This is a genomic window from Massilia sp. IC2-476 (assembly GCF_020707295.1).
Taxonomy (GTDB): Bacteria; Pseudomonadota; Gammaproteobacteria; order Burkholderiales; family Burkholderiaceae_D; genus Telluria.
The window spans coordinates 69,436-92,202 of sequence record NZ_JAJFER010000002.1; the positions used below are offsets into that span (position 1 = coordinate 69,436).

Annotated in this window: 17 protein-coding genes; 12 read left to right on the forward strand and 5 right to left on the reverse strand. The window is 64.9% G+C overall.

Features of this window, described 5'->3' with window-relative positions:
- Window position 1 precedes the first annotated feature (1 nt).
- The 3 genes from LK539_RS05135 (at window position 2) to LK539_RS05145 (ending at window position 2,491) form a co-directional block, all read left to right on the forward strand.
- Entirely contained in the window at window positions 2-259 is a 258-nt protein-coding gene (locus tag LK539_RS05135; protein WP_027865841.1) for a DUF3567 domain-containing protein, read from the forward strand.
- A gap of 77 nt (window positions 260-336) precedes the next feature.
- On the forward strand, window positions 337-1,113 hold the full coding sequence (locus LK539_RS05140; RefSeq protein WP_227799838.1) for a class II glutamine amidotransferase: 777 nt from the start codon (window positions 337-339) through the stop codon (window positions 1,111-1,113).
- 100 nt (window positions 1,114-1,213) lie between these two features.
- Window positions 1,214-2,491, forward strand: a complete 1,278-nt coding sequence (locus LK539_RS05145) for an EAL and HDOD domain-containing protein (RefSeq protein WP_227799839.1) — start codon at window positions 1,214-1,216, stop codon at window positions 2,489-2,491.
- A gap of 82 nt (window positions 2,492-2,573) precedes the next feature.
- Here the strand turns inward: LK539_RS05145 and LK539_RS05150 are convergent, their stop codons facing one another.
- Both LK539_RS05150 and metH read right to left on the reverse strand, forming a co-directional pair.
- Window positions 2,574-2,948 (reverse strand): SPW repeat protein, encoded by a 375-nt coding sequence (locus LK539_RS05150; RefSeq protein ID WP_227799840.1) that lies wholly within the window; start codon window positions 2,946-2,948, stop codon window positions 2,574-2,576.
- A gap of 117 nt (window positions 2,949-3,065) precedes the next feature.
- Window positions 3,066-6,836 (reverse strand): methionine synthase, encoded by a 3,771-nt coding sequence (gene metH, locus LK539_RS05155; protein ID WP_227799841.1) that lies wholly within the window; start codon window positions 6,834-6,836, stop codon window positions 3,066-3,068.
- Between the two features lie 244 nt (window positions 6,837-7,080).
- Here metH and LK539_RS05160 point away from each other — a divergent pair, with 244 nt between their 5' ends.
- A complete protein-coding gene (locus LK539_RS05160) occupies window positions 7,081-7,314 on the forward strand; it encodes a BrnA antitoxin family protein (RefSeq protein ID WP_227799842.1) in 234 nt (77 codons plus the stop codon).
- 29 nt (window positions 7,315-7,343) lie between these two features.
- On the opposite strand, the gene fmt is transcribed toward LK539_RS05160, so the two are convergent.
- Together fmt and def are read right to left on the reverse strand one after the other, a co-directional pair.
- Entirely contained in the window at window positions 7,344-8,291 is a 948-nt protein-coding gene (fmt, locus tag LK539_RS05165; protein ID WP_227799843.1) for a methionyl-tRNA formyltransferase, read from the reverse strand.
- Window positions 8,291-8,830 carry a peptide deformylase gene (gene def, locus LK539_RS05170; RefSeq protein WP_227799844.1) on the reverse strand — a complete coding sequence of 180 codons (540 nt, stop codon included), beginning with the start codon at window positions 8,828-8,830 and terminating at the stop codon, window positions 8,291-8,293. The genes fmt and def overlap by 1 nt, the downstream gene beginning before the upstream one ends.
- A 266-nt stretch (window positions 8,831-9,096) precedes the next feature.
- Here def and LK539_RS05175 point away from each other — a divergent pair, with 266 nt between their 5' ends.
- The 3 genes from LK539_RS05175 to LK539_RS05185 all read left to right on the forward strand — a co-directional run bounded on the left by LK539_RS05175 (window position 9,097) and on the right by LK539_RS05185 (window position 12,016).
- Window positions 9,097-10,194: a LysM peptidoglycan-binding domain-containing protein gene (locus tag LK539_RS05175; RefSeq protein WP_227799845.1), complete on the forward strand. Its 1,098-nt coding sequence runs from the start codon at window positions 9,097-9,099 to the stop codon at window positions 10,192-10,194.
- Window positions 10,195-10,202: 8 nt separating this feature from the next.
- The gene (dprA, locus tag LK539_RS05180; RefSeq protein ID WP_227799846.1) at window positions 10,203-11,321 is read left to right on the forward strand and encodes a DNA-processing protein DprA; all 1,119 of its coding nucleotides are present in this window, start codon (window positions 10,203-10,205) and stop codon (window positions 11,319-11,321) included.
- Between the two features lie 236 nt (window positions 11,322-11,557).
- Entirely contained in the window at window positions 11,558-12,016 is a 459-nt protein-coding gene (locus LK539_RS05185) for a DUF494 family protein (protein WP_227799847.1), read from the forward strand.
- Window positions 12,017-12,070: 54 nt separating this feature from the next.
- Here LK539_RS05185 and LK539_RS05190 read toward each other — a convergent pair whose 3' ends face one another.
- Window positions 12,071-14,242: a metallophosphoesterase gene (locus tag LK539_RS05190; protein WP_227799848.1), complete on the reverse strand. Its 2,172-nt coding sequence runs from the start codon at window positions 14,240-14,242 to the stop codon at window positions 12,071-12,073.
- A 202-nt stretch (window positions 14,243-14,444) separates the two neighbouring features.
- Between LK539_RS05190 and LK539_RS05195 the strand changes: the two genes are divergently transcribed.
- The 5 genes from LK539_RS05195 (at window position 14,445) to LK539_RS05215 (ending at window position 22,589) form a co-directional block, all read left to right on the forward strand.
- The gene (locus LK539_RS05195; protein ID WP_227799849.1) at window positions 14,445-15,002 is read left to right on the forward strand and encodes an RNA polymerase sigma factor; all 558 of its coding nucleotides are present in this window, start codon (window positions 14,445-14,447) and stop codon (window positions 15,000-15,002) included.
- Between the two features lie 3 nt (window positions 15,003-15,005).
- Window positions 15,006-15,941, forward strand: coding sequence for a FecR domain-containing protein (locus LK539_RS05200; RefSeq protein WP_227799850.1), 936 nt, complete (start codon window positions 15,006-15,008; stop codon window positions 15,939-15,941).
- Window positions 15,942-16,028: 87 nt separating this feature from the next.
- Window positions 16,029-18,380 (forward strand): TonB-dependent receptor, encoded by a 2,352-nt coding sequence (locus tag LK539_RS05205; RefSeq protein ID WP_227799851.1) that lies wholly within the window; start codon window positions 16,029-16,031, stop codon window positions 18,378-18,380.
- Window positions 18,380-19,651, forward strand: coding sequence for a ComEC/Rec2 family competence protein (locus LK539_RS05210; RefSeq protein ID WP_227799852.1), 1,272 nt, complete (start codon window positions 18,380-18,382; stop codon window positions 19,649-19,651). Before LK539_RS05205 ends, LK539_RS05210 begins: the two co-directional genes overlap by 1 nt.
- 286 nt (window positions 19,652-19,937) lie before the next feature.
- Window positions 19,938-22,589, forward strand: coding sequence for a DNA topoisomerase III (locus tag LK539_RS05215; RefSeq protein WP_227799853.1), 2,652 nt, complete (start codon window positions 19,938-19,940; stop codon window positions 22,587-22,589).
- Window positions 22,590-22,767: the final 178 nt, after the last annotated feature.

The following is a 22,767-nucleotide window of genomic DNA, read 5'->3' on the forward strand; positions in this document are numbered from 1 at the left end:
CATGAACATGATCTATAACAGCGAACAGTACAGCGTCGTCGAATTTGGCGTTGATCGCGACCTCGAAGCCCTGCGCTTCGGCGGATACGAGATCGTCGACAAAGCAGGCCGGCGCGAAGCGTTCATCGGCGGCAAACTGGCTCAGTCTTTCCGTCGCGATGTGAACAACCTCATCGCGAGCGAGCCGACCATGGAAGAAATCGACGACTTCCTGGGTTCCTACGATACCCTGATGAGCCAGCCCGTCGTGCTGCACTAATCATCGGGAAGGCCGCCACTACCGTTCGAGGAGTAGTGGCACCGCCATCGGCACCTCTGGCGTGGTAAGCTGCGCGCATGTGCCAGCTCCTCGGAATGAACTGCAACGTCCCCACGGACATCGTCTTCTCCTTCACCGGCTTCGCCCACCGCGGCGGCCGCACCGATACCCACCATGACGGCTGGGGCATCGCTTTCTTCGAAGGCAAGGGCGTACGCCACTTCGTCGACCACCAGGCCGCCATCGATTCTCCCATCGCGGAACTGATCAAGCGCTACCCGATCAAGTCCACCAACGTCATCGCCCATATCCGCAAGGCCACGCAGGGACAGGTCGCGCTCGAGAACTGCCATCCCTTCGTGCGCGAGATGTGGGGCCGCTACTGGGTGTTCGCCCACAACGGCGACCTGAAGGACTTCACGCCGACGCTGCACGGACCGTTCCGCCCGGTCGGGAACACCGACAGCGAGCTGGCCTTCTGCTGGCTGATGCAAAGCCTGCGCGACGAATTCGGCGATGGGACCGAAGGCAGCGCGCCTTCGCTCGCCGAGCTGCGCGCCGCGCTGGAACGCCTGGTGCCGCAAGTGGCGGCGCACGGCACCTTCAACATGATGCTGTCGGACGGCACCGCGCTGTTCACCCACTGTTCGACCAAGCTGTGCTACATCGTGCGCCAGCACCCGTTCGCGCAAGCGCACCTGTCGGACGAAGACCTGTCGGTCGACTTCTCGCAGGTGACGACGCCGAACGACCGGGTCGCCGTCATCGTCACCGAACCGCTCACCAAGAACGAAACCTGGACCCACTTCGCGCCCGGCGAACTGAAGCTGTTCGTGGATGGCGTGCCACAATAATGCCAAGGAATTAATGTTTCTGCTTTTAATTAGTGCCAGAATGCCACCAAATTGAGCAGATACGGTAAAGTACGACTGTTCGCGCGACCAAGCCCACAACATGACCGATACCGCCAGCCCTGACCAGGCTTCCCAACCGCTGAAGCTGCGCAATTTCTACCTCGGGCGCCAGCCGGTGCTCGACCGTAACCAGGCGCTGTTCGGCTACGAGCTGCTGTTCCGCGGCAGCGCCCAGGGCCCGGCGGAGATCAGCTCCGGCCTGTCGGCCAGCGCCAGCGTGATTCACCACGCTTCGCAGCTCGGCCTGCCGCGCGCGATCGGCGACGCCACCGCTTTCCTGAACGTCGATACCGACGTCCTCATGAGCGACATGTTCGCCTTCCTGCCGCGCGAACGCACCGTGCTCGAGATCGTACGCTCCGTGGAAGCGAACGACGCCGTCATCCGCCGCATGACCGAGCTGTCCACGCACGGTTTCCGCTTCGCCGCCGAAGCCTCGGCCCATGGCGCCAGCCTGGCCAGGCTGCTGCCGGTGATCGACTACGTCAAGATGGACCTGCGCGAGCTGCCGGTGGTGACCCTGCTGTCGCTGGCGCCGCGCCTGCGCGGCACCGGCAAGCGCCTGGTGGCCGAGAAGGTCGAGACCCACAGCGAATACCGCACCTGCCTGGACATCGGCTTCGATTACTTCCAGGGCTATTATTTCGCCAAGCCGACGGTGATCGCCGGCCGCAAGCTGTCGCCCTCACAGGCGGCGGTGCTGGACCTGATGAACCTGGTGACCTCGGATGCCGACAATGCCGAGATCGAGCGCGCGGTGAAGAAGGACGTCAGCCTCGGCCTGAACCTGCTGCGCCTGGTGAACACGCCGGCGGCGGGAGCAGGGCGGCGCATCGAGTCGGTCAGCCAGGCCCTGATGCTGCTGGGCCGCCGCCAGCTGCAGCGCTGGCTGCAGATCCTGCTGTACGCCGAACCGGGCGTGCGCGGCCACAACCTGTGCCCGCTCCTGATGCTGGCCACCACCCGCGCTCGTCTGATGGAACTGCTCGCGCAGCGCCTGCGCCCGGGCCAGCGCAACGTGGCCGACATCGCGTTCACGGTGGGCATGATGTCGCTGATGGACACGCTGTTCTGCATCCCGATGCAGGACATCGTCGAACAGATCCCGGTGATCGACGAAGTGCGCCACGCGCTGCTGGTGCGGCGCGGCTTCTTCGGCGAACTGCTGCGCTTGGCCGAATCGATCGAGCGCATGGACGATGCGCAGGACGAGGTACTGCCGGCGCTGCACGAATTGTCGATCGACGGGGACGACCTGGCCGAGCTCGAAGTCTCCGCCTTCGAGTGGAGCGACAAGGTCGTCCGCTACGCGATCTGAATTCGTTTATACGTTGACCGCGTGGGGTGCATTGGTCCAGTGGACCAATGCACAAGCCGCCCACCCTACAAAAGCCACGTCATCACGTGGCGCCGGAGCGCGTCCACTGCTGGTGCAGCTCCGGATCGCTGCGCAGCTCCCACACCGCCAGCACGATCGTGGCGATCCCCGCGATAACCAGGCTCCAGGTCATGGCCGGGTCGCGCACCACGCCGACCAGCCAGGGCGAGACCGCCACCCACACCCCCGCAATGATATTCAGCAGCACGGCCCAGACGTGGGTCTTGACCAGGTCGAAGGCCGCCAGCAGCGCGATCAGCACGCCGGCAACGTAGGCGTTGACGGCCGGCGGCGATTCGGACGGATAGCCGAGCGCCCAGGGCGAAATGAACAGCCAGACGCCGATCACGACCATGAGCTGGTCCTGCCAGCGCCGGGACGACAAATGCATTGCCATGATGTCTCCCTCCCATAACGATGACATTGCACTGGCTTAGACCGTGCAGCGGGGACGAAGTTTGCAGGAACGGGGGAGGCCGGCGCGGTCGAAAAGACCGCGCCGGCAGGGGAGGAATTACGAGAGGTTCGGCGCCAGGTGGCGCTCGAGTTCGGCCTTGTCCATGCCGCGGCGGCGCGCCATGTCCTCGAGCTGGTCTTCGCCGATCTTGCCGACCACGAAGTACTTCGAGTCCGGGTGGGCAAAATAGAAGCCCGACACCGCCGCGCCCGGATACATCGCGAAGGACTCGGTCAGTTCCATGCCGATCTCCCCGGCCTGCAGGGTACGGAACAGCTCGGCCTTCACGGTGTGCTCGGGGCAGGCCGGGTAGCCCGGCGCCGGACGGATGCCGCTGTATTCTTCCTTGATGAGCGCTTCATTCGACAGGTCCTCGTTGCCCGCATAGCCCCACAGGTCGGTACGAACACGCTCGTGCAGGTACTCGGCAAAGGCTTCGGCCAGGCGGTCGGCCAGGGCCTTGAGCATGATCGAGGAGTAGTCGTCGTGCGCCGCTTCGAAGCGCTGCTCGTGCTTCTCGATGCCGAGGCCCGCCGTCACCGCGAACATGCCGATGTAGTCGGCGATGCCGGAGTCTTTCGGCGCGACGAAGTCGGACAGGCACTGGTTCGGACGCTGCTCGCCGTCCACCACCGGCTTGACGCCCTGCTGGCGCAGGCCGTACCAGGTGAAGGCGACTTCCTTGCGCGATTCGTCGGTATAGATCTCGATGTCGTCCTCGTTCACCGCATTCGCCGGCAGCAGCGCGATGGCGCCGTTGGCGGTCAGCCAGCGGCCTTCGATGATCTTCTTGAGCATGGCCTGGGCTTCCTCGAACACCTTGGAGGCCGCTTCGCCCACGACCTCATCGGTGAGGATGGCGGGGTAGGGGCCGGCCAGGTCCCAGGTCTGGAAGAAGGGACCCCAGTCGATGTAGCGCGCCAGCTCGCCCAGGTCGACGTTCTTGAACACGCGGCGGCCGATGAACTTCGGCTTGACCGGGGCGTACGCCAGTTTCGCCTTGTTGGCGCGCGCCTGCTCGATACTCAGGATCGGCAGCGCCTTCTTGTTGGCGTGCTGGACGCGGATGCGTTCGTAGTCCTGGGCCAGCTCGATGATGTAGGCGTCGCGGCTGTCCTCGGTCAGCAGCGACTGGCCCACCGACACCGAACGCGAGGCGTCCGGCACGTAGACCACCGGGCCTTCGTAGTGGGGCGCGATCTTGACGGCCGTGTGGGCGCGGCTGGTGGTGGCGCCGCCGATCAGCAGCGGGATCTTCTTCTCGCGGAAGTAGGGGTCGCGCTGCATTTCGCGCGCCACGTGGGCCATCTCTTCCAGCGAAGGCGTGATCAGGCCGGACAGGCCCACGATGTCGGCGTTTTCTTCCTTGGCCTTGGCCAGGATGTCGGCGCACGGGACCATCACGCCCATGTTCACGATCTCGAAGTTATTACATTGCAGGACCACCGAGACGATGTTCTTGCCGATGTCGTGCACGTCGCCCTTGACGGTCGCGATCACCATCTTGCCCTTGGGCTTGGCGACCACGCCGGTGCGGCGTTCTTCTTCCGCCTTCTCTTCTTCGATGAAGGGCACCAGGTGGGCCACGGCCTGCTTCATGACGCGCGCCGATTTCACCACCTGCGGCAGGAACATCTTGCCCTGTCCGAACAGGTCGCCGACGATGTTCATGCCGTCCATCAGCGGGCCTTCGATCACGTGGATCGGACGCCCGGCGGTTGCCGCTACCCTCTGGCGCATCTCTTCGGTGTCCTCGACGATCCACTGCGTGATGCCGTGCACCAGCGCGTGCGCCAGGCGCTTCTCGACCGGCGCTTCGCGCCAGGCGAGGTTCTGTTCCTGCTTGCCGCCGCCGGCCTTCAGGGTGCCGGCGAATTCGATCATGCGCTCGGTGGCGTCCTCGCGGCGGTTCAGCACCACGTCTTCCACGCGCTCGCGCAGTTCCGCAGGGAGGTCGTCGTACACGCCGACCATGCCGGCGTTGACGATCCCCATGGTCAGGCCGGCCTTGATGGCGTGGTACAGGAACACGGTGTGGATGGCTTCGCGCGCCGGGTCATTGCCGCGGAAGCTGAACGAAACGTTCGACACGCCGCCCGAGACCTTCGCGTGCGGCAGGTTCTTGCGGATCCAGGCAGTGGCTTCGATGAAGTCGACCGCATAGTTGTTGTGCTCTTCGATGCCGGTGGCGATCGCGAAGATGTTCGGGTCGAAGATGATGTCTTCCGGCGGGAAGCCGACCTGCTCGGTCAACACCTTGTAGGCACGGCCGCAGATCTCGGTCTTGCGCGCGAAGGTGTCGGCCTGGCCCTGTTCGTCGAAGGCCATGACGATCACGGCGGCGCCGTAGCGGCGGCACAGTTTGGCCTGGCGGATGAATTCTTCTTCGCCTTCTTTCATCGAGATCGAGTTGACGATGGCCTTGCCCTGCACGCACTTCAGGCCGGCCTCGATCACGCTCCATTTGGAAGAGTCGATCATGATCGGCACGCGCGAGATGTCCGGTTCGGACGCGATCAGGTTCAGGAAGCGCGTCATCGCCGCCTGCGAATCGAGCATCGCCTCGTCCATGTTGATGTCGATGACCTGGGCGCCGTTCTCGACCTGCTGGCGCGCGACCGACAAGGCCTCGTCGAACTGCTCGTTCAGGATCATGCGCGCGAACGCCTTGGAGCCGGTGACGTTGGTGCGCTCGCCGACGTTGACGAACAGCGAGCTGTCGTCGATGGTGAAGGGCTCCAGGCCCGACAGGCGCATCGCGACCGGGGGCTCCGGCACCTGGCGCGGCGGGCGGCCTTCCAGCATCTTCGCGATGGCGGCGATGTGCTCGGGCGTGGTGCCGCAGCAGCCGCCGGCGATGTTCACGAAGCCGGCGTCGGCGAATTCGCGCAGCAGGGCCGAGGTATCGGCCGGCAGTTCATCGAAGCCGGTGTCGCTCATCGGATTGGGCAGGCCGGCGTTCGGGTAGATGCAGACGAAGGTATCGGCGATCTGCGAGAGCTCTTCGGCATACGGGCGCATCAGCGCAGCACCGAGCGCGCAGTTCAGGCCGATGGTGATGGGCTTGGCGTGACGTACCGAGTTCCAGAAGGCGGCGACGGTCTGGCCCGACAGGATGCGGCCCGAGGCGTCGGTGACGGTGCCCGAGATCATGATCGGCAGGCGCGGCAGTTCCGGGCGCTCTTCGAAGTAGAGGTCGATCGCGAACAGCGCGGCCTTGCAGTTGAGGGTGTCGAAGATGGTCTCGACCAGCAGCAGGTCGGCGCCGCCGTCGACCAGGCCGCGTACCTGCTCGTGGTAGCTCTCGACCAGCTGGTCGAAGGTGATGTTGCGCGCGGCCGGGTCGTTCACGTCAGGCGAGATCGAGGCGGTCTTCGGGGTCGGGCCGAGGGCGCCGGCCACGAAGCGCGGCTTGTCCGGCGTACTGTATTTGGCGCAGGCGGCGCGCGCGAGCTTCGCGGCTTGCACGTTCATCTCGTAGGCGAGATGCGCCATGTGGTAGTCGTCCTGCGCCACGCTGGTTGCGCCGAAGGTATTCGTTTCGATCAGGTCGGCGCCGGCGGCGAGGTAGCGCTCGTGGATTTCCTGGATCACCTGCGGCTGGGTGAGCGTGAGAAGCTCGTTGTTCCCCTTGACGAACAGCTCGCGCGCGCCAGCGCCTTCCGGCGCGCTGAAATCCTTGAAACGCTCGCCGCGGTAGGCGGCTTCGTCGAGCTTGTATTGCTGGATGATGGTGCCCATCGCGCCATCCAGGATCATGATGCGGCGCTTGAGGATGTCGCGCAGCTGGGAATCGATCGGGGAGATGGTAGGGAGTGGGGCGTTCATGTGAGCTTTTTCTCGCGGCTTTACTGGCCGTTACTGTTGGGCGGTCTACGATTATACGTCATGACGCTGCCTTGCTCAGGGAGGGGCAAAAACGCAGTTTTGTGTTTGTATCTTTATGTATTGATGCGCCCGACTGTTACATGACGTTACAAAACCCAACACATCCGCAATCTTTACGTTACATACACGGACGACAATTACCCCGTCGCCACAATGTTGGCGAAGCTTTTAACGGGATAATTGCATGAACAAAGAATATGAGCCGGATTGGGATCAATCCGCGAACCGCATTGAAGAGCCGGCAGTTGCCGTGAAGCAGCAAGCTAACAATGGCGTCAAGCAGATCGTGACGATTCGCCTGGACGTGGACATGCTGGAATGGTTCAAGTCGGCAGGTCCCGGCTACCAGACCCGTATCAACCAGGTACTGCGCGAATACATGGATGCGCAACGCGCTGCGGGAGCGCAGCAGAAGTGATCGATCGGGGCATTGCCCCGATTTTTATTTTACGAGAAGACTTTCCCGTCCAGCGGGAAGCTTTTGAGGAACTCCGGCGCCGCTAGGCGCTTGCCACCTGGCTTTTGCAGTTCGGTCATGCGCAGCGCACCCGTGCCGCAGGCGACCACAATGCCTTGCGCATCCGCCGCCAGCACCTGGCCCGGCGTGCCCGAACCTGATACCAGTTCCGCATTCCACACCTTGACGGTCACGCCATCCACCAGGCCATGCGCACCCGGGAAGGGATTGAAGGCGCGCACCCGGCGCCACAGCAGCTCGGCGGGCAGGGCGAAGTCGAGCTTCGCCTCTTCCTTGCTGATCTTGGCGGCGTAGGTCACGCCTTCTTCCGGCTGCGGCACGGCGGTCGATTCGCCCGCTGCCATCTTGCGCAGCGCCTCGACGATCATGCGCCCACCGAGCAGGGCCAGCTTGTCGTGCAGGCTGCCGGTGGTGTCCCTGTCTTCGATCGCCTCGCGCTCCATCAGCATCATCGGCCCGGTGTCGAGGCCTTCTTCCATGCCCATGATGGTCACGCCGGTATCCGCGTCGCCGGCTTCGATCGCGCGGTGGATCGGCGCCGCCCCGCGCCAGCGCGGCAGCAGCGAACCGTGGATGTTGATGCAGGGCTTGATGTCGAGCGTGCTGCGCGGCAGGATCAGGCCATAGGCGGCCACCACCATCACATCGTAATCGAGCCCCAGCAGGCGTTCATGGGCGTCGCGTGCTTCCTGCGCGCGCTGCGGGTCCTTGGCATCCATGCGCAGCGACAGCGGCTGGGCGACTTCCATGCCGTGCGCCAGCGCGTACTGCTTCACTGCGGATGCCTGCAACTGCATGCCGCGCCCGGCCGGGCGGTCAGGCTGGGTCAGGACCAGGGGAATCTCGAAGCCGGCCTCGTGCAGGGCACGCAGGGCGACGGCAGCGAACTCGGGGGTGCCGGCAAAAACGAGCTTCATCAGCGGCGCGCGCTGCGTTGCGCGGCGTCGCGTTCCAGCGAACGCTCTTCCTTCTGCAGCTTGGCCTTGATGCGGTTGCGCTTCAGGGGCGACAGGTACTCGACGAAGACCTTGCCCATCAGGTGGTCCATTTCGTGCTGGATGCACACGGCCAGCAGGCCATCGGCTTCGACTTCGAATTCCTTGCCGTCGACATCATGGGCCTTGCACTTGACGCGCGCCGGACGCTCGACGCCGTCGTAGATGCCGGGCACCGACAGGCAGCCTTCGTCGTAGACCTGCTTTTCTTCGCTGGCCCAGGTGATTTCCGGGTTGATGAAGACCATCAGCTGGTCGGTGGTTTCGCTGACGTCGATGACGATCACGCGTTCGTGCACGTCCACCTGGGTGGCGGCCAGGCCGACGCCGGGTGCATCGTACATGGTGTCGGCCATGTCCTTGACCAGCTGGCGCAGGCGTTCGGTACCGAATTCGGTGACCGGCTTGGCAACCTTGTGCAGGCGTGGATCAGGGTAGCGGAGGATCTTCAGTAAGGCCATGGTCGGAAAAATAAGAGGGAATATCAGTTCAATAAGGTTTATGCGCGCGTACGGAAAATGCAACACATCGCCTATCCTGCAGGACGCGGTTTGTCTTGCTAGTTCAGGGATTTGTGTGCAGAATTTGATTCAGTACGGCAACCTTTTGTCAATCGAGAGGGGTCATCGTCATGTCTCTTCCAGCACTAGCGCAGGAAGATGCGTGCGCGCTGCCAGCCATCCGGTGTCAAAGCCGCAAATTCACGGACGCAATGACGGACGTTTCAATGAAAAATTTTAGCACAGTCGTGACCCGCGCTGCTGCCCTGGCGCTGCTTGCCTGTGCCGCGGCGGCCCCGGTCCAGGCAGCCGAGCGCTGCGCATTCCGCCCGAATGCGCCCGACCAGCACGTCGTGGTCAAGGGCGATACCCTGTGGGACATCTCCGGCACCTTCCTGCAGAACCCTTGGTGCTGGCCGCAGGTGTGGGGCATGAACCGCGAGGAGATCCGCAATCCGCACTGGATCTATCCCGGCCAGATCATTTATTTCGACCGCGCACGCGGCCGCCTGTCCCTGAACCGTCCCGGCAGCGGCGACGACGCGGGCTTGCCGCCGCTGACGAAACTGTCGCCGCAGGTGCGCACCGAATCGCTGGAACGCAATGCCGTGCAGTCGATCCCGGCCGGCATGATCGAACCCTACCTGACCCAGCCGCTCGTGGTCGAGGCCAACGAACTGGCCGGCGCGGCGCGCATCGTCGCCTCGCAGGAAGGCCGCGTCTACCTCGGCACCGGCGACCGGGTCTATGTAAAAGGCAACATCGGCGCCGGCAAGACCTTCCAGGTCTTCCGTCCGACCGGCCCGCTGAAAGACCCGCAGACCGGCAAGGTGATGGCGCATGAAGCCGCCTACCTGGGCAGCGTCACGCTCGACCGCGCCGCGGCGCCAGGTGTGGATGCACATACTTTCCGCGTCACCGAGACGCGCCAGGAAATGGGCGTCGGCGACCTGCTGATCCCGATGCCCCCGAGCCCGGTGCGCAACTACATGCCGCATGCGCCGGCGCAGCTTGTCGATGCGCGCGTGATGTCGATCTACGCGGGCGTGAGCTATGCCGGCCAGAGCCAGGTCGTGACTGTCAATCGGGGTTCTGTTGACGGACTCGATGTCGGCTCCGTGCTGCAGCTCTATCATCTCGGGAAGACGGTCGCGGACCCCGCCAGCAAAGGCGTGTTCAGCTTCCGCAAACCGCAGATCAAGCTGCCCGACGAACAATATGGCAGCCTGTTCATTTTCCGTGTGTTCAGGAACGTGTCGTATGGCCTGATCATGCAAGTAACGGCGCCGGTGGAAGTCGGCGACGTAGCCCGCTCACCGGAGTAAACCCTACCGTGCAGGACACGGCCCCCCACACCCCGCCAGACCCCCGCGCCATCGCCGACTGGATCCGACTGGAAGGGACGAACGGGGTGGGGTGCCGGACTGCAAACCTCCTGCTGGCCGCCTTCGGTTCGCCCTTGGCAATCTTCCGTGCCGGCCATGCAGCCCTTGCGGCCCAGGTGCCGGCCGCCCAGGCCGCCGCACTATGCGCGCCCGTCACGCCGGAGCTTGCGCGCCGGATCGAGCTTACGCTGGCCTGGCTGTCCGAACCGCATCATCACCTCGTCACGCAGCAGGACGCCGACTATCCAGGCGACTTGCTCCACATTCCCGATCCGCCGCTGCTGCTCTATATAAATGGACGGCGCGAACTTTTGCATATGCCCATGATTGCCGTGGTCGGCAGCCGCAACGCCAGCACGCAGGGCAGGGCGAATGCGGAAAACTTTGCCGAGGCCCTGTCGCGCGCTGGCCTGTGCGTGGTATCGGGCATGGCGCTCGGCATCGACACCGCCGCCCACGAAGGCGCCTTGCGCGGGTCGGGTTCGACCATCGCCGTCATCGGCACCGGCCCGGACCGGGTCTATCCGGCACGTAACCGCGCGCTGGCGCATCGTATCGCAGACGCGGGCTGCATCGTCAGCGAATACGCGCTCGGCACGCCGCCCGTCGCCAATAACTTCCCGCGCCGCAACCGCATCATCAGCGGCATGGCGGCCGGCGTGCTGGTGGTCGAGGCGGCGGCGCAGTCGGGTTCGCTGATCACGGCGCAGATGGCGGCCGAGCAAGGGCGCGAGGTATTCGCCCTGCCGGGATCGATCCACTCGGCGCTGGCCAAGGGTTGCCACCAGTTGATACGCGAAGGCGCGCAGCTGGTCGAGACGGTGGACGAAGTGCTGGCCGCGATGCAGGTCTCGCCGTTGGCGCGGCAGGTAGCGGCCTGCCCGGCCGCCGGCGATGCCGCCTTGCTGGCGGCGCTGGGCCACGATCCGATGGAGCCGGACGCGCTGCTCGACAGCCTGGGCCAGGATGCCGGCTGGCTGGCCGGCGAGCTGCTTGCGCTCGAGCTTGCCGGACAACTCGAACGCCTGCCGGATGGCCGGGTCCAGCGCCTGGTGCGCCCCGCCTGAAAAAAAACGTATTCCTCCAAGTATGTTTGTTTCCGCACATGCTCTATGCGGGATGAATGCGAAAAACAGTATTCTTTTTGAGATATTTATGTGAAATGTTTGGCCTTCGTTTTGTTAAATCTCGACAAAACTGAATGAACGGATAAGGCCGTGATACAACGTTTTGCCCGCACGGTACGTGGGTGTGCGTGCCAGGCTTGTGCCTCGGCGAACTTAGCTGCTACAGTAGCGTCACTATGTTCGACATCCTGGTCTACCTCTACGAGACGTACTATCGTCCTGACGCCTGCCCCGAGCCGGCGGCCCTGGCACGCAAGCTGTCCGCCGTCGGTTTCGATGACATCGAGATTTCCGAGGCGCTGGACTGGCTCTCCGGGCTGACCGAAGCGGCAGTTTCCGACGCAATCGATGCATGCACCGGCATCCGCTACTATGTGGACGAGGAATACATCGAACTGGGCAGTGCAGCCATCGGCTTCATCCAGTTTCTCGAAAGCGCCAAGGTGCTCAGTCCCACGCAGCGCGAAATCGTCATCGAACGCGCACTGGCCTGCGATGAGTCGCCGGTCGCACTGGGCAAGCTCAAGATCATCGTGCTGATGGTCCTGTGGAGCCAGGGCAAGGAGCCCGACGCGCTCATGTTCGACGACCTGTTTGGCGACGACGACGAGCAGGAACCGCGCATGCTGCACTGATCTGAATGGATCATCGAAAACACAACGGGGCCGCAAGGCCCCGTTTGCATTTCCTTAGTTGAAGCTCAATCCCGCGCCATTGGCGTTGTTGATCTTCTTGCCTTTCAGGTCGATGGTGAAGCGGTCGCTCGGCTTGGCCGAACCGAGGCCCTTGAAGATCGCGAACACCTGCTTGAACTGGTGCTGGAAGGCGAGGTGCACCGGGTTCTGGTCGGACGGCTTGTCGCCGATTTTCACGGGCGCCGTGGTGGTCGCAGGGAAGGCCGCCATCAAGACCTTGTACTGGCTGACGCGTTCCTGGCCCATGTCGCGCAGCGCCAGTTCGCCGGCATACACGGTGCGGTGGAAGTCGCCGTAGAAGTCGTAGGGCGTGATCTTCGCGAACGAATCGAGGCTCAAGCCTGCAGCGCTGGCGAGCTTCTCGGCGCGCGCGGTCGCCTCGGCCCAGTCGGTGGTCAGCTGGGCGGCGGCCACCGGCATGCTTGATGCCGTACCTGCTGCGGCGCAGCTGGCGGTCAGCGGCAGCACCGACGGATAGTCCTTCAGCTGGGCCAGCGTGACGCGGGTCTGCAGCTGCGACAGGATCAGCATCTGCCGGCCGTTCAGGGCCATCGCCGCTTCCTTCATCTCGCACGGCCAGTATTCATCCATGAAGCGCAGGCGCGACAGCTCGCCGAAGTACTGGCGCGTGTAGTCGCCGTATGAGCGGGTGTCGAGGATCGAACGGTCCCAGCGCTTGGCGATGTCGGCCGCCAGGGTGCTGCCCTTCAGGTAATCGTTCTCGACCTGGTAGTAGGGGAACAGTTCGTTGAAGCGCGCCACCGAATTCAGGGCCACGGTCTGGACGTCGACGGTGTCGAGGTCCTTGTAGCTGATGATCTTGTAGGCCGCGCCGTAGACCGCGAGCGAAGGCGACTGCACGTTCACCAGGTAGTTGCCGTTGGCGTCGGCGAAATCGTTGGTGCCGTTGAAGTGCATGTGGCCGCCCACGTGCCAGCGCAGCCCCGTGGCGGCGACGCCGGCCGCGGTGGCGGCGTCCGGCACGCGCGCGGTCTGGAAGGCGCCCGGCTTGAAGGCCGCCTTCATCGCCTCGGTCTGGTTGGCGTAGAAGTCCATGGTCGGGTAGTGCGAGTAGGCCATCAGCTGCTTGCCCTCAAGCTTGGCGCGCGCGCTGACCGACTTGATCCAGTCCACCAGGTGCATCTTGTGGGTCAGGACCTTGTTCCAGCCGGCGTTGCCGGCGCCATCGTAGCCGCTGAATTTTTTCGGATTGGCGGGATCGAATTTCGCGTTCGGCACGAACACGTTGGCGTCGATCGCCAGCAGCCACAGGCCTTTCACCGGTTCCACCAGGTAGCTGGCGTCCATCATGGTCGCGCACTTGGTGTAAGCCTTGCCCAGCTTCGCTTCGCCCGCGGCCTTGTAGCTGCCGCCTGAGCCTTCGGCGCAGATCTCGAACTCGCGCTTGGCGACGGCCGACTGCGCGACCGCCTCGTCATAGCTGTACTTGTTGTTGGTGTACTTGCTGAATGGGGTTTCCCAGTGCAGGTCGGCCTTGTTCGGGTTGAAGCCGAAGTCGCCCAGCTTGGCCATCAGCTTTTCGTAGCCCTGTTCCATCAGCTGGTCGGTGCAGACCACAGTCGGGTCCTTGGCCAGGCAGGCGGCGTTCGAGGTGGCGTACACCTTCTGCTCCTTGCCTTCCTTGGTGAGGAAGTCGTTCTTGCCGGCTTCCAGGTCATCGAAAGGCTCGTTCGGATCATGGTTGCCCGGCGCCAGGAAGAAGCGCATGCCCTTGGCCTGGTATTCCTTCAGCACTTCGGCGATGCCGTCGATGTTCATCGGCTGGGCGTCGTCCGAGTAGTCGCCCGGGAAGGCGACCAGGCGGATGCCCTTGGCATGGGCATCGTCCAGCGCGGCGCGGAAAGCAAAATAGTTTTCGTTGAACAGGCGCGTCGAGGTCAGCTGCGCATACATGGTGCGGATGGTGGCGTTCTTGCCGTCCTTGGTCGGGATGCCGGCGAACTGCGGGCTCTTGAAGTCGCCGTACACGTTGTGGAAGTGGACGTCCGACATGAAGGCCACGCTGGCGTTTGGCTCGGCGGCCGGCGGCGCCGGCTGCTGGACCACGGGCGTGGTCTGGGCCGGGGTGGAGGGATCGTCGCTGCCGCAGCCGGACAGCAGAGCCAGCGCGGCGGCGCTGGCACACGAGAGGAGGAAACGGGACATGCAAGCTCCGGTCGTTGGAAAATGCCGGGATGGTGGCATCGTCGGATGACGGGACGATGACAGCCTGGCAGGTTTCGCACAGGTTTCGCATTGCCGCTTCGTTCATTGGCGCGTCACATGACCGTGCCAGGATAGGATCGCGCACATTTTTATTTTTCCGGATACCGGAATTTCATACGACCTTCGTCTACCCTTGCAAGACATGCCCAACGACCTGGACGACTGGTTCATCCGCGAGGTGCTCGCCGTCGAACCTGCACTGATGCGCTACCTCAGACATAACTGGCGCGACGCCGGCGAATGGGCCGACTTGCGGCAGGAGGTCTACGCGCGCGTGTACGACGCCGCGCGATGCGGCCTGCCGGAACGGACCGCCCCCTTCGTGATGGCCACAGCGCGCAATCTCCTGATCGACCGTGCGCGCAAAAGCCAGGTGGTATCGATCGACGCGTATGCCGAGATCGACGACCTGATCATCGACGAACTCACGCCCGAGCGGCATGTGAGCGGCAGGCGCGAGCTCGGCGTGCTGGTCGAAGCGCTGGATGCGCTGCCACCGCGCTGCCGGGAAGTCGTCGTGCTGCGCAAGGTCGAGGGATTGTCGCAGCGCGAGGTGGCGGCCGAGATGGGCATTGCCGAGGACACGGTGGAAAAACAGATCGCGAAGGGCATGCGCAGTCTCGCCGATGCATTGTTTTCCCGCGGCCTGGGCAGCGGGATCGCCAGGCTGGAACGCAAGCTGCGCAAACGAGGTACATGAGACATGATGGACAAGAACAAGAACGCGGAGACGATTGAAGAGACGGCGGCCGCCTGGGTGGCACGCCAGGATGCGGCGGACTGGAACGGCGAGCTGGAACGCCAGCGCGATGCCTGGCTGGACGCCGACACGCGCCATCGCGTCGCCTGGCTGCGCCTGGGCGCGGCCTGGAGCGCCGCGGACGCCCTGACCGAGCAGGACGCTGGCCTGCCGGCTGCGCGCACCGCACTGGCGCGCTTCTCTCCATGGCGCATCGCAGCCGGCGTGCTGCTCGCACTGGCGTTCGGCGCCTGGCTGGCCCCGCTCGGCGGCAACCAGGTCGAGCGCTACGCCACCCGCATCGGCGAGAACCGCATGGTCGCGCTGGAAGATGGTTCGCGTATCACGCTCAACACCGGTACACGTCTGCGCGCATCCCGCGAGCACGGGCGCCACGTCTGGCTGGAAGGCGGTGAAGCCTACTTCGACATCGCGCACGATCCCGCCCATCCCTTTGTCATCGAAGCAGGCGCCAGCCGGGTCACCGTGCTGGGGACCCGCTTCACCGTGCGCCGCGAGGGCGGCGCGGTGCGCGTGCTGGTGGAGCAGGGGCGCGTCCGCGTGAGTGGATCCGGCGCGCCGGTCGAACTCGGGCGCAACGAGGAAGCGGTCGCGCAGGGCGGCCGCATCATGCGTGCGCGCCACGACGCTGCCGCGACGGAAAAACGCATGGCTTGGCGCGAAGGCCGCATCGTGTTCGACCAGACCAGCCTCGCCGACGCCGCCGCGGAATTCAACCGCTACAACGAAAGGCGGATCGTGGTGAACGGAGCGGCCGCGCAGATCGCAGTCGGCGGCAGCTTCTCACCGTCCAACGTGGACGGCTTCGTGCGCCTGCTGGAAAAGGGCTTCGGGCTAAAGGCGCAACGGCGCGGCGACGAGATCGTGCTCTCGCGCTGAACATGTTCCGGCCGCATACCGGATTTTTGCGGCCCGCGCGTCTAAGAAGGAAGCAGCAAATCCCTCTACCATGCAAGGAACATGACAATGGCTATTCCAAGACTGAGCGGCACCTTGTGCCTGCTGCTGTTCTGCGGCACCCTCCACGCCCAGACAGCGGCACTGGACATTCCCGCGGGCGACCTGAAGACCGCGCTCGACCAGTACGCTACGCAAACCGGCGTGCAGCTGCTGTACCGCGCCGACGACGTGCGCGGGCGCACCAGCGCCGGCGCGCAGGGGACCATGGATGCACAGCGCGCACTCGACACGCTGCTCGCCGGAACCGGGCTGGCGGTGCGCCGGGATGGAGCCGGCGCGGTCCTGGTCTTTCGCGAAGCGCCGGACGGCGCGCCGGTCCCCACGGCCGACAGTGAACTGAACACGGTCACGGTTACCGCGCAGAAGCGCAGCCAGTCGGCGCAGGCGGTGCCGATCGCGATGACCGCGCTGTCGGCCAAGTCGATCGACGCGCATCGGGTGCAGGGATTGCAGGACCTGGCGCGGCTCACTCCCGGGCTGTTGGTCTCGGCCTTCAGCCAGGCCAATCCGACCATCGCCATTCGCGGCATCAGCAATACCTTTTCCCAGGTGGGCGTCAACAAGCCGGTCGGGATCTTCGTCGACGACGTGTTCATTCCCCGTAACAGCGCCGCCAGCTTCGAGCTGTTCGACCTGGAATCGATCGCGGTCCTGAAAGGGCCGCAGGGAACCCTGTTCGGCCGTAATGTGACGGGCGGCGCCATCGTGATCAACACGCGCCAGCCGGACCCTGGCCAGTATGCCGCCGAGGCCGAACTCATCGCGGGCAACCACGGCGAGCGCCAGGCGCGCGGCCTGGCCAACCTGCCGCTGGGCGAGCAGGCCGCCCTGAAGCTGTCGACCTCGCTCCGCCGGCGCGACGGACTCGGGCGCGACCGCCTCACCGGGGCGGAGCAGGACGACATCGACAGCCAGAACTTCCGCGCCCAGGCGTTCGTGCGCCTGGTCCCTGCTGTCGATCTCACTGTGAGCGCGGACTATAGCGACGACCGCAACGGCGGACGCACGCTGTCGTCCGATACCCTGGGAGACGATGGAGACGTGCGCACGTCCGAACTCGGCGTCCCGCAGCGCTTTGCACGCATCATCTCGGGCGCATCGGCCCGGCTGGTGTGGCGCCTGCCCGCCGGCGAGCTCACCTCGATCACCGCCTACCGCAAGTCGCAGTCGGGCGAAGACTACTCCGGCGTTGGCGCGAACTACGCCTTCCTTGCCAGCGGCAGCCAGAGCGTCACCCGCGACGCCGACCAGATCGCCACCTTCTCGCAGGAGCTGCGCTACGCCAGCCCGCGCTGGGCGCGCGGCGATGTCGTGGCCGGCCTGTACTATTCGGACGAAGAGGGGGAGCGCCAGCTGGGCACGCGCGGCCTGGCGGCGCGCACCGGTGCACTGGCCAGCGCGACGCTGGCCGAACAGGCGGTCGACAGCCGCAGCATCGCGGTGTTCGCCGACGGCGTCCTGCACCTGAGCCCGCAGTTCGACCTTAGCTTGGGCGCCCGCTATACGCGCGATCGCAAGCAGGCCTCGCTGGTGCGGACCGACCTGCTGCGTCCGACGGCATCGTTCAGCGTACAGGGGCTGTCGCAGGCATGGAGCGAATTCACGCCGCGCATGGTGCTCGGCTGGACGCCGCGTCCCGGCGTGCTGGGCTACCTGAGCGCGACCCGCGGCTTCACCAGCGGTGGCTACAACGCCGACGCGTCCAGCGCGGCTGCCTTCCGTACTGCATTCGCGCCGGAGACCGTCAACAACTTCGAGCTCGGGCTGAAGTCGCAGTGGCTGCAGAACCGCGTGCGTCTGAACGCCTCGCTGTTCCGCATGAAATACCGCGACAAGCAGGAACTGGTCAACAATACCTTGACCGGTATCCTGACGATCGTGAATGCCGGCCGCGCCAGCGTCGACGGCAGCGAGATGGAACTGGCCTGGAAGGTGGCCAGCTGGCTCGACCTGTCGGCCAGCGCGGCCTACCTGGACAGCCGCTACGACCGTTTCGCCGTCGGCACCGTCAACAATACCGGCAACCGCCTGTCGAATTCCCCTCGGCGCCAGGCCAGCGTCGCCGCCAACCTGAGCTACCCGGTGTCCTTCGGCTATCTGGTAGGCGCCGCCAGCCATGCCTGGAAGGAGAGCTACAACACGGGCGCGGCCAACGATCCGAACCTCCAGCTGCCTTCCTATGGCCTGGCCAACCTCTCCGCCGGCATCGAGTCCCTGGACCGCAACTGGCGCTTGCTGGCGTGGGTGAAGAATGCCGGCGACACCGCCTACCTGCTGACGCGCTCGACCCAGGTGGTGCGCGCCCGCTATGCGGGCGAGCCGCGCACCTTCGGCCTCAGCCTGACGGGGCGTTTCTGATGGCGCAACTCGACCAGCATCGCCGCCTGCTGCTGGCCGCCCTGCTGGCGCTGCCGGCGGCGCGCCCGGTGCGAGCGGCCGCCGCATCGTCCGAGCGCGTGGGCGAGCCCCTCGCGCCCTGGCTGCCGGGATGGCTGGACATCCACCACATTGCCACCGGCCGAGGCAACGCGACCTTCGTCATGCTGCCGGATGGGACCAGCCTACTGGTCGACGCCGGCGCCTCGCTGAACGCGCCCGATGTGTCGGTGGCGCCGCGTCCGGACGCCAGCCGCCGTCCCGGCGAGTGGATCGGCCGCTACGCGGCGCGCCACCTGCGACGCGCCGGGCTGGACGGACTCGACTACCTGCTGGCGACGCACCTGCATCCGGACCATACCGGCGACGTGAACGAATCGTCGCCGATCGCGGCCGGCGGCGCGTACCGGCTCGGCGGCGTGACCGATGTCGCCGAGCAGCTGAGGGTGAGAACCCTGATCGACCGCGGCTATCCCGACTACGCGTATCCCCAGCGGATCGATGCGCCGTTCTGGCGTAACTACCTGGCATTCGCCGGGGCGCGCCGCAAGGCCGGGCTGGCGGTCGAGCGCTTCCGGGTCGGCAGCGCAGCCCAGATCGCCGCGCGTGGCCACCGCCCGTCTCCGCATCGCTTCGAGGTGCGCAACGTGGCAGCGAATGGCGAAGTCTGGACTGGCGAAGGGGAGGGCAGCCGCAAGCTCTTTCCCGACCTGGCCACCCTGCCGCGCGCCGACTGGCCCAGCGAAAACCAGTGTTCGGTCGCGATCCGGATCGGCTACGGGAACTTCAGCTATTTCACGGCCGGGGACCTGACCAGCTATACGAACGATGGCGTCTTGCCATGGCAGGACGTGCTCGGTCCGGCGGCGCGGGCGGCTGGACCCGTAACGGTGGCGACGGCCGACCACCACGGCATGTTCGACGGCTTGAACGGGGACGTCGTGCGCAGCCTGCGGCCCCGCGTCTGGGTCATCCCATCCTGGCATATTGCCCATCCGGACATGCTGCAGTTGGAGCGCATGTTCAGCGAGCGGCTCTATCCGGGACCGCGCGAGGTGCTCGCCACGACCGTCATGCGCGAGAACCTGCTGGCGAACGGCCGCCTGACCCGGCGCATGCTGAGCCATGACGGGCATGTGCTGGTGCGCGTGGCGCCCGGCGGCGAACGGCTCCAGCTGGTGGTGACCGACAACCGGAACGAGCAGGATATCGTCCGGCTGGCGCCTCCCGCCATCCTGCTGACGCCAGGCTGACCAGGGAAACCGCTGGCATCCCGCGCCCGGGAACCTGCCCGGGTCGTCCCGCGTTTATGTTCTCGGCACGCGCCAGAAATCCCACGGCGCGCGTGTCCAATAGTGCATCATGGCAACAATCGCCCTGACACGCACACTTGCAGTGCGGCTGTCATCGCGCTTATCATTGGCCGCTCAATCCAAACTGTTACTCTTCAGACACTACGGCTTTCAAGACCGTCGAGCCCGCGAGCATGTATGATGCGCGGGCAAAAGCCACTTATATATAGAGCACCCGAGAATCACTATGACCAAATCCCTCATCATCGCCGAGAAGCCGTCGGTCGCGAACGACATCGCGAAGACGCTGGGCGGCTTCACCAAGCACGATGAGTACTTCGAGTCCGACGAATACATCCTGTCGTCCGCAGTCGGCCACCTGCTCGAGATCACGGTGCCCGAGGAGTACGACGTCAAGCGCGGCAAGTGGACCTTCACCCACCTGCCGGTGATCCCGCCGTACTTCGCGCTGAACCCGATCGCCAAGACCGAGTCGCGCCTCAAGGTGCTGAACAAGCTGATCAAGCGCAAGGACGTCACCACCCTGATCAACGCATGTGACGCGGGACGCGAAGGAGAACTCATCTTCCGCCTGATCGCCCAGGCTGCCAAGGCCAAGCAGCCGGTCAAGCGCCTGTGGCTGCAGTCCATGACCCCGGCCGCGATCCGCGACGGCTTCAAGCACCTGCGCAGCGACGACGAGATGCTGCCGCTGGCCGACGCCGCGCGCTGCCGCTCGGAAGCGGACTGGCTGATCGGTATCAACGGTACCCGCGCCATGACCGCCTTCAATTCGAAAGAGGGCGGCTTCTACCTAACCACCGTCGGCCGGGTGCAGACCCCGACCCTGTCGATCGTGGTCGAGCGTGAAGAGAAGATCAAGAAGTTCGTCCCGCGCGACTACTGGGAAGTGCGCGCCGAGTTCGTGTGCGCCGCCGGTGTCTACGAAGGCCGCTGGCTGGACACCAACTTCAAGAAGGACGAGAACGATCCGGAAAAGCGCGCCGAGCGCCTGTGGAGCCGCGCCGCCGCCGATTCGATCGTCGCCGCCTGCCGCGGCAAGCAGGGCGTGGTCACGGAAGAATCCAAGCCGACCACCTCGATGGCGCCGGCCCTGTTCGACCTGACCAGCCTGCAGCGCGAGGCCAACGGCCGCTTCGGCTTCTCGGCCAAGAACACGCTGGGCCTGGCCCAGGCGCTGTACGAGAAGCACAAGGTGCTGACCTATCCGCGTACCGATTCGCGCCACCTGCCGGAAGACTACATCGCCACCGTCAAGGGCACGATGGAGTCGCTGAACGAGACCAACAACTACCAGCAGTTCTCGAAGCAGGTGCTGAAGAACGGCTGGGTCAAGCCGAACAAGCGCATCTTCGACAACAGCAAGATCTCGGACCACTTCGCGATCATCCCGACCGGCGTCATCCCCAAGAATTTGAGCGAACCGGAACAAAAGCTTTATGACTTAGTGACGCGCCGCTTCCTGGCCGTGTTCTTCCCGCCGGCCGAGTTCCTGGTCACGACCCGCTTCACGGAAGTGTCGGGCCACCAGTTCAAGACCGAGGGCAAGGTGATGACCAACCCCGGCTGGCTGCAGATCTACGGCAAGGAGTCGCAGGACGACAAGGACGGCGCCAACCTGGTGCCGGTGCAAAAAGGCGAAAAGGTCCTGGCCGACAAGGTCACGCCCAACGGCCTGGTGACCAAGCCGCCGGCACGCTACACCGAAGCGACGCTGCTGTCGGCGATGGAAGGCGCGGGCAAGCTGGTCGACTCGGACGAGCTGCGCGATGCCATGGCCGGCAAGGGCCTGGGCACGCCAGCCACGCGCGCCGCTATCATTGAAGGCCTGCTGACCGAGAAATACCTGCTGCGCGAAGGGCGCGAGCTGATCCCGACCGCCAAGGCCTCGCAGCTGATGACGCTGCTGCGCGGCCTGGGCGTGAACGAACTGACCGCGCCCGAGCTGACGGGCGAGTGGGAGTTCAAGCTCTCGCAGATGGAAAAAGGGAAGATCTCGCGCGAAGAGTTCATGCGCGAGATCGCGCAGATGACCCAGATTATCGTCAAGCGCGCCAAGGAATACGACAACGAGACCATTCCCGGCGAGTACGCGACCCTCTCCACGCCGTGCCCGAACTGCGCCGGCGTGGTCAAGGAAAACTACCGCCGCTTCGCCTGCACCAAGTGCGACTTCTCGATGTCGAAGACGCCGGGCAGCCGCCAGTTCGAGATCGCCGAGGTCGAGGAACTGCTGAAGAACCGCACCATTGGTCCGCTGCAGGGCTTCCGCTCGAAGATGGGCCGCCCGTTCGCGGCGATCCTGCGCATCGTGCGCGACGAGGACATCAACAACTTCAAGCTCGAATTCGACTTCGGCCAGGATCAGGACGACGGCGAGGAAGGCGAGGGCGTCGACTTCACCGGCCAGACCGCGCTCGGCCCCTGCCCGAAGTGCAATGGCAACGTCTACGAGATGGGCCTGGCCTATGTGTGCGAAAAAACGGTCGCCAAGCCGAAGGGCTGCGACTTCCGCAGCGGCCGCATCATCCTGCAGCAGGAGATCCTGCCGGAGCAGATGGCCAAGCTGCTGAACGACGGCAAGACCGACCTGCTGCCGGGCTTCATCTCGCAGCGCACCCGCCGTGCCTTCAAGGCCTTCCTGGTGCGCGGCAAGGACGGCAAGATCAGCTTCGAGTTCGAGGAGCGCAAGGCCAAGCCAGGCGCGAAAGGCAAGGCGGCCGCAAGCGATGGCGCAGCGGATGGTGCCGATGGCGCGGCAGCACCGGTGAAAGCGGCGCGCAAGGCGCCCGCCAAGGCCGCGGCGAAAGCGCCGGCCAAGTCGGCGGTGCGCAAGCCGGCAGCGAAAAAGATCGCATCGGCGGCAAGCAAGAAGTAAACGCTGCGACCATCGGGTCGGGTGCAATGCCGTTCAGTCGAGACTGGACGGCATTTTTTTTTAAATTTCCTAATGGTAACTTTATAAGGTTTCCGTTATAGAATATTTAGGAAGTACCCGGACGAATTCAGAACTCGGCTTCTGGAACATTCAGCGCGCTGACGGTGAACGGCCGCCC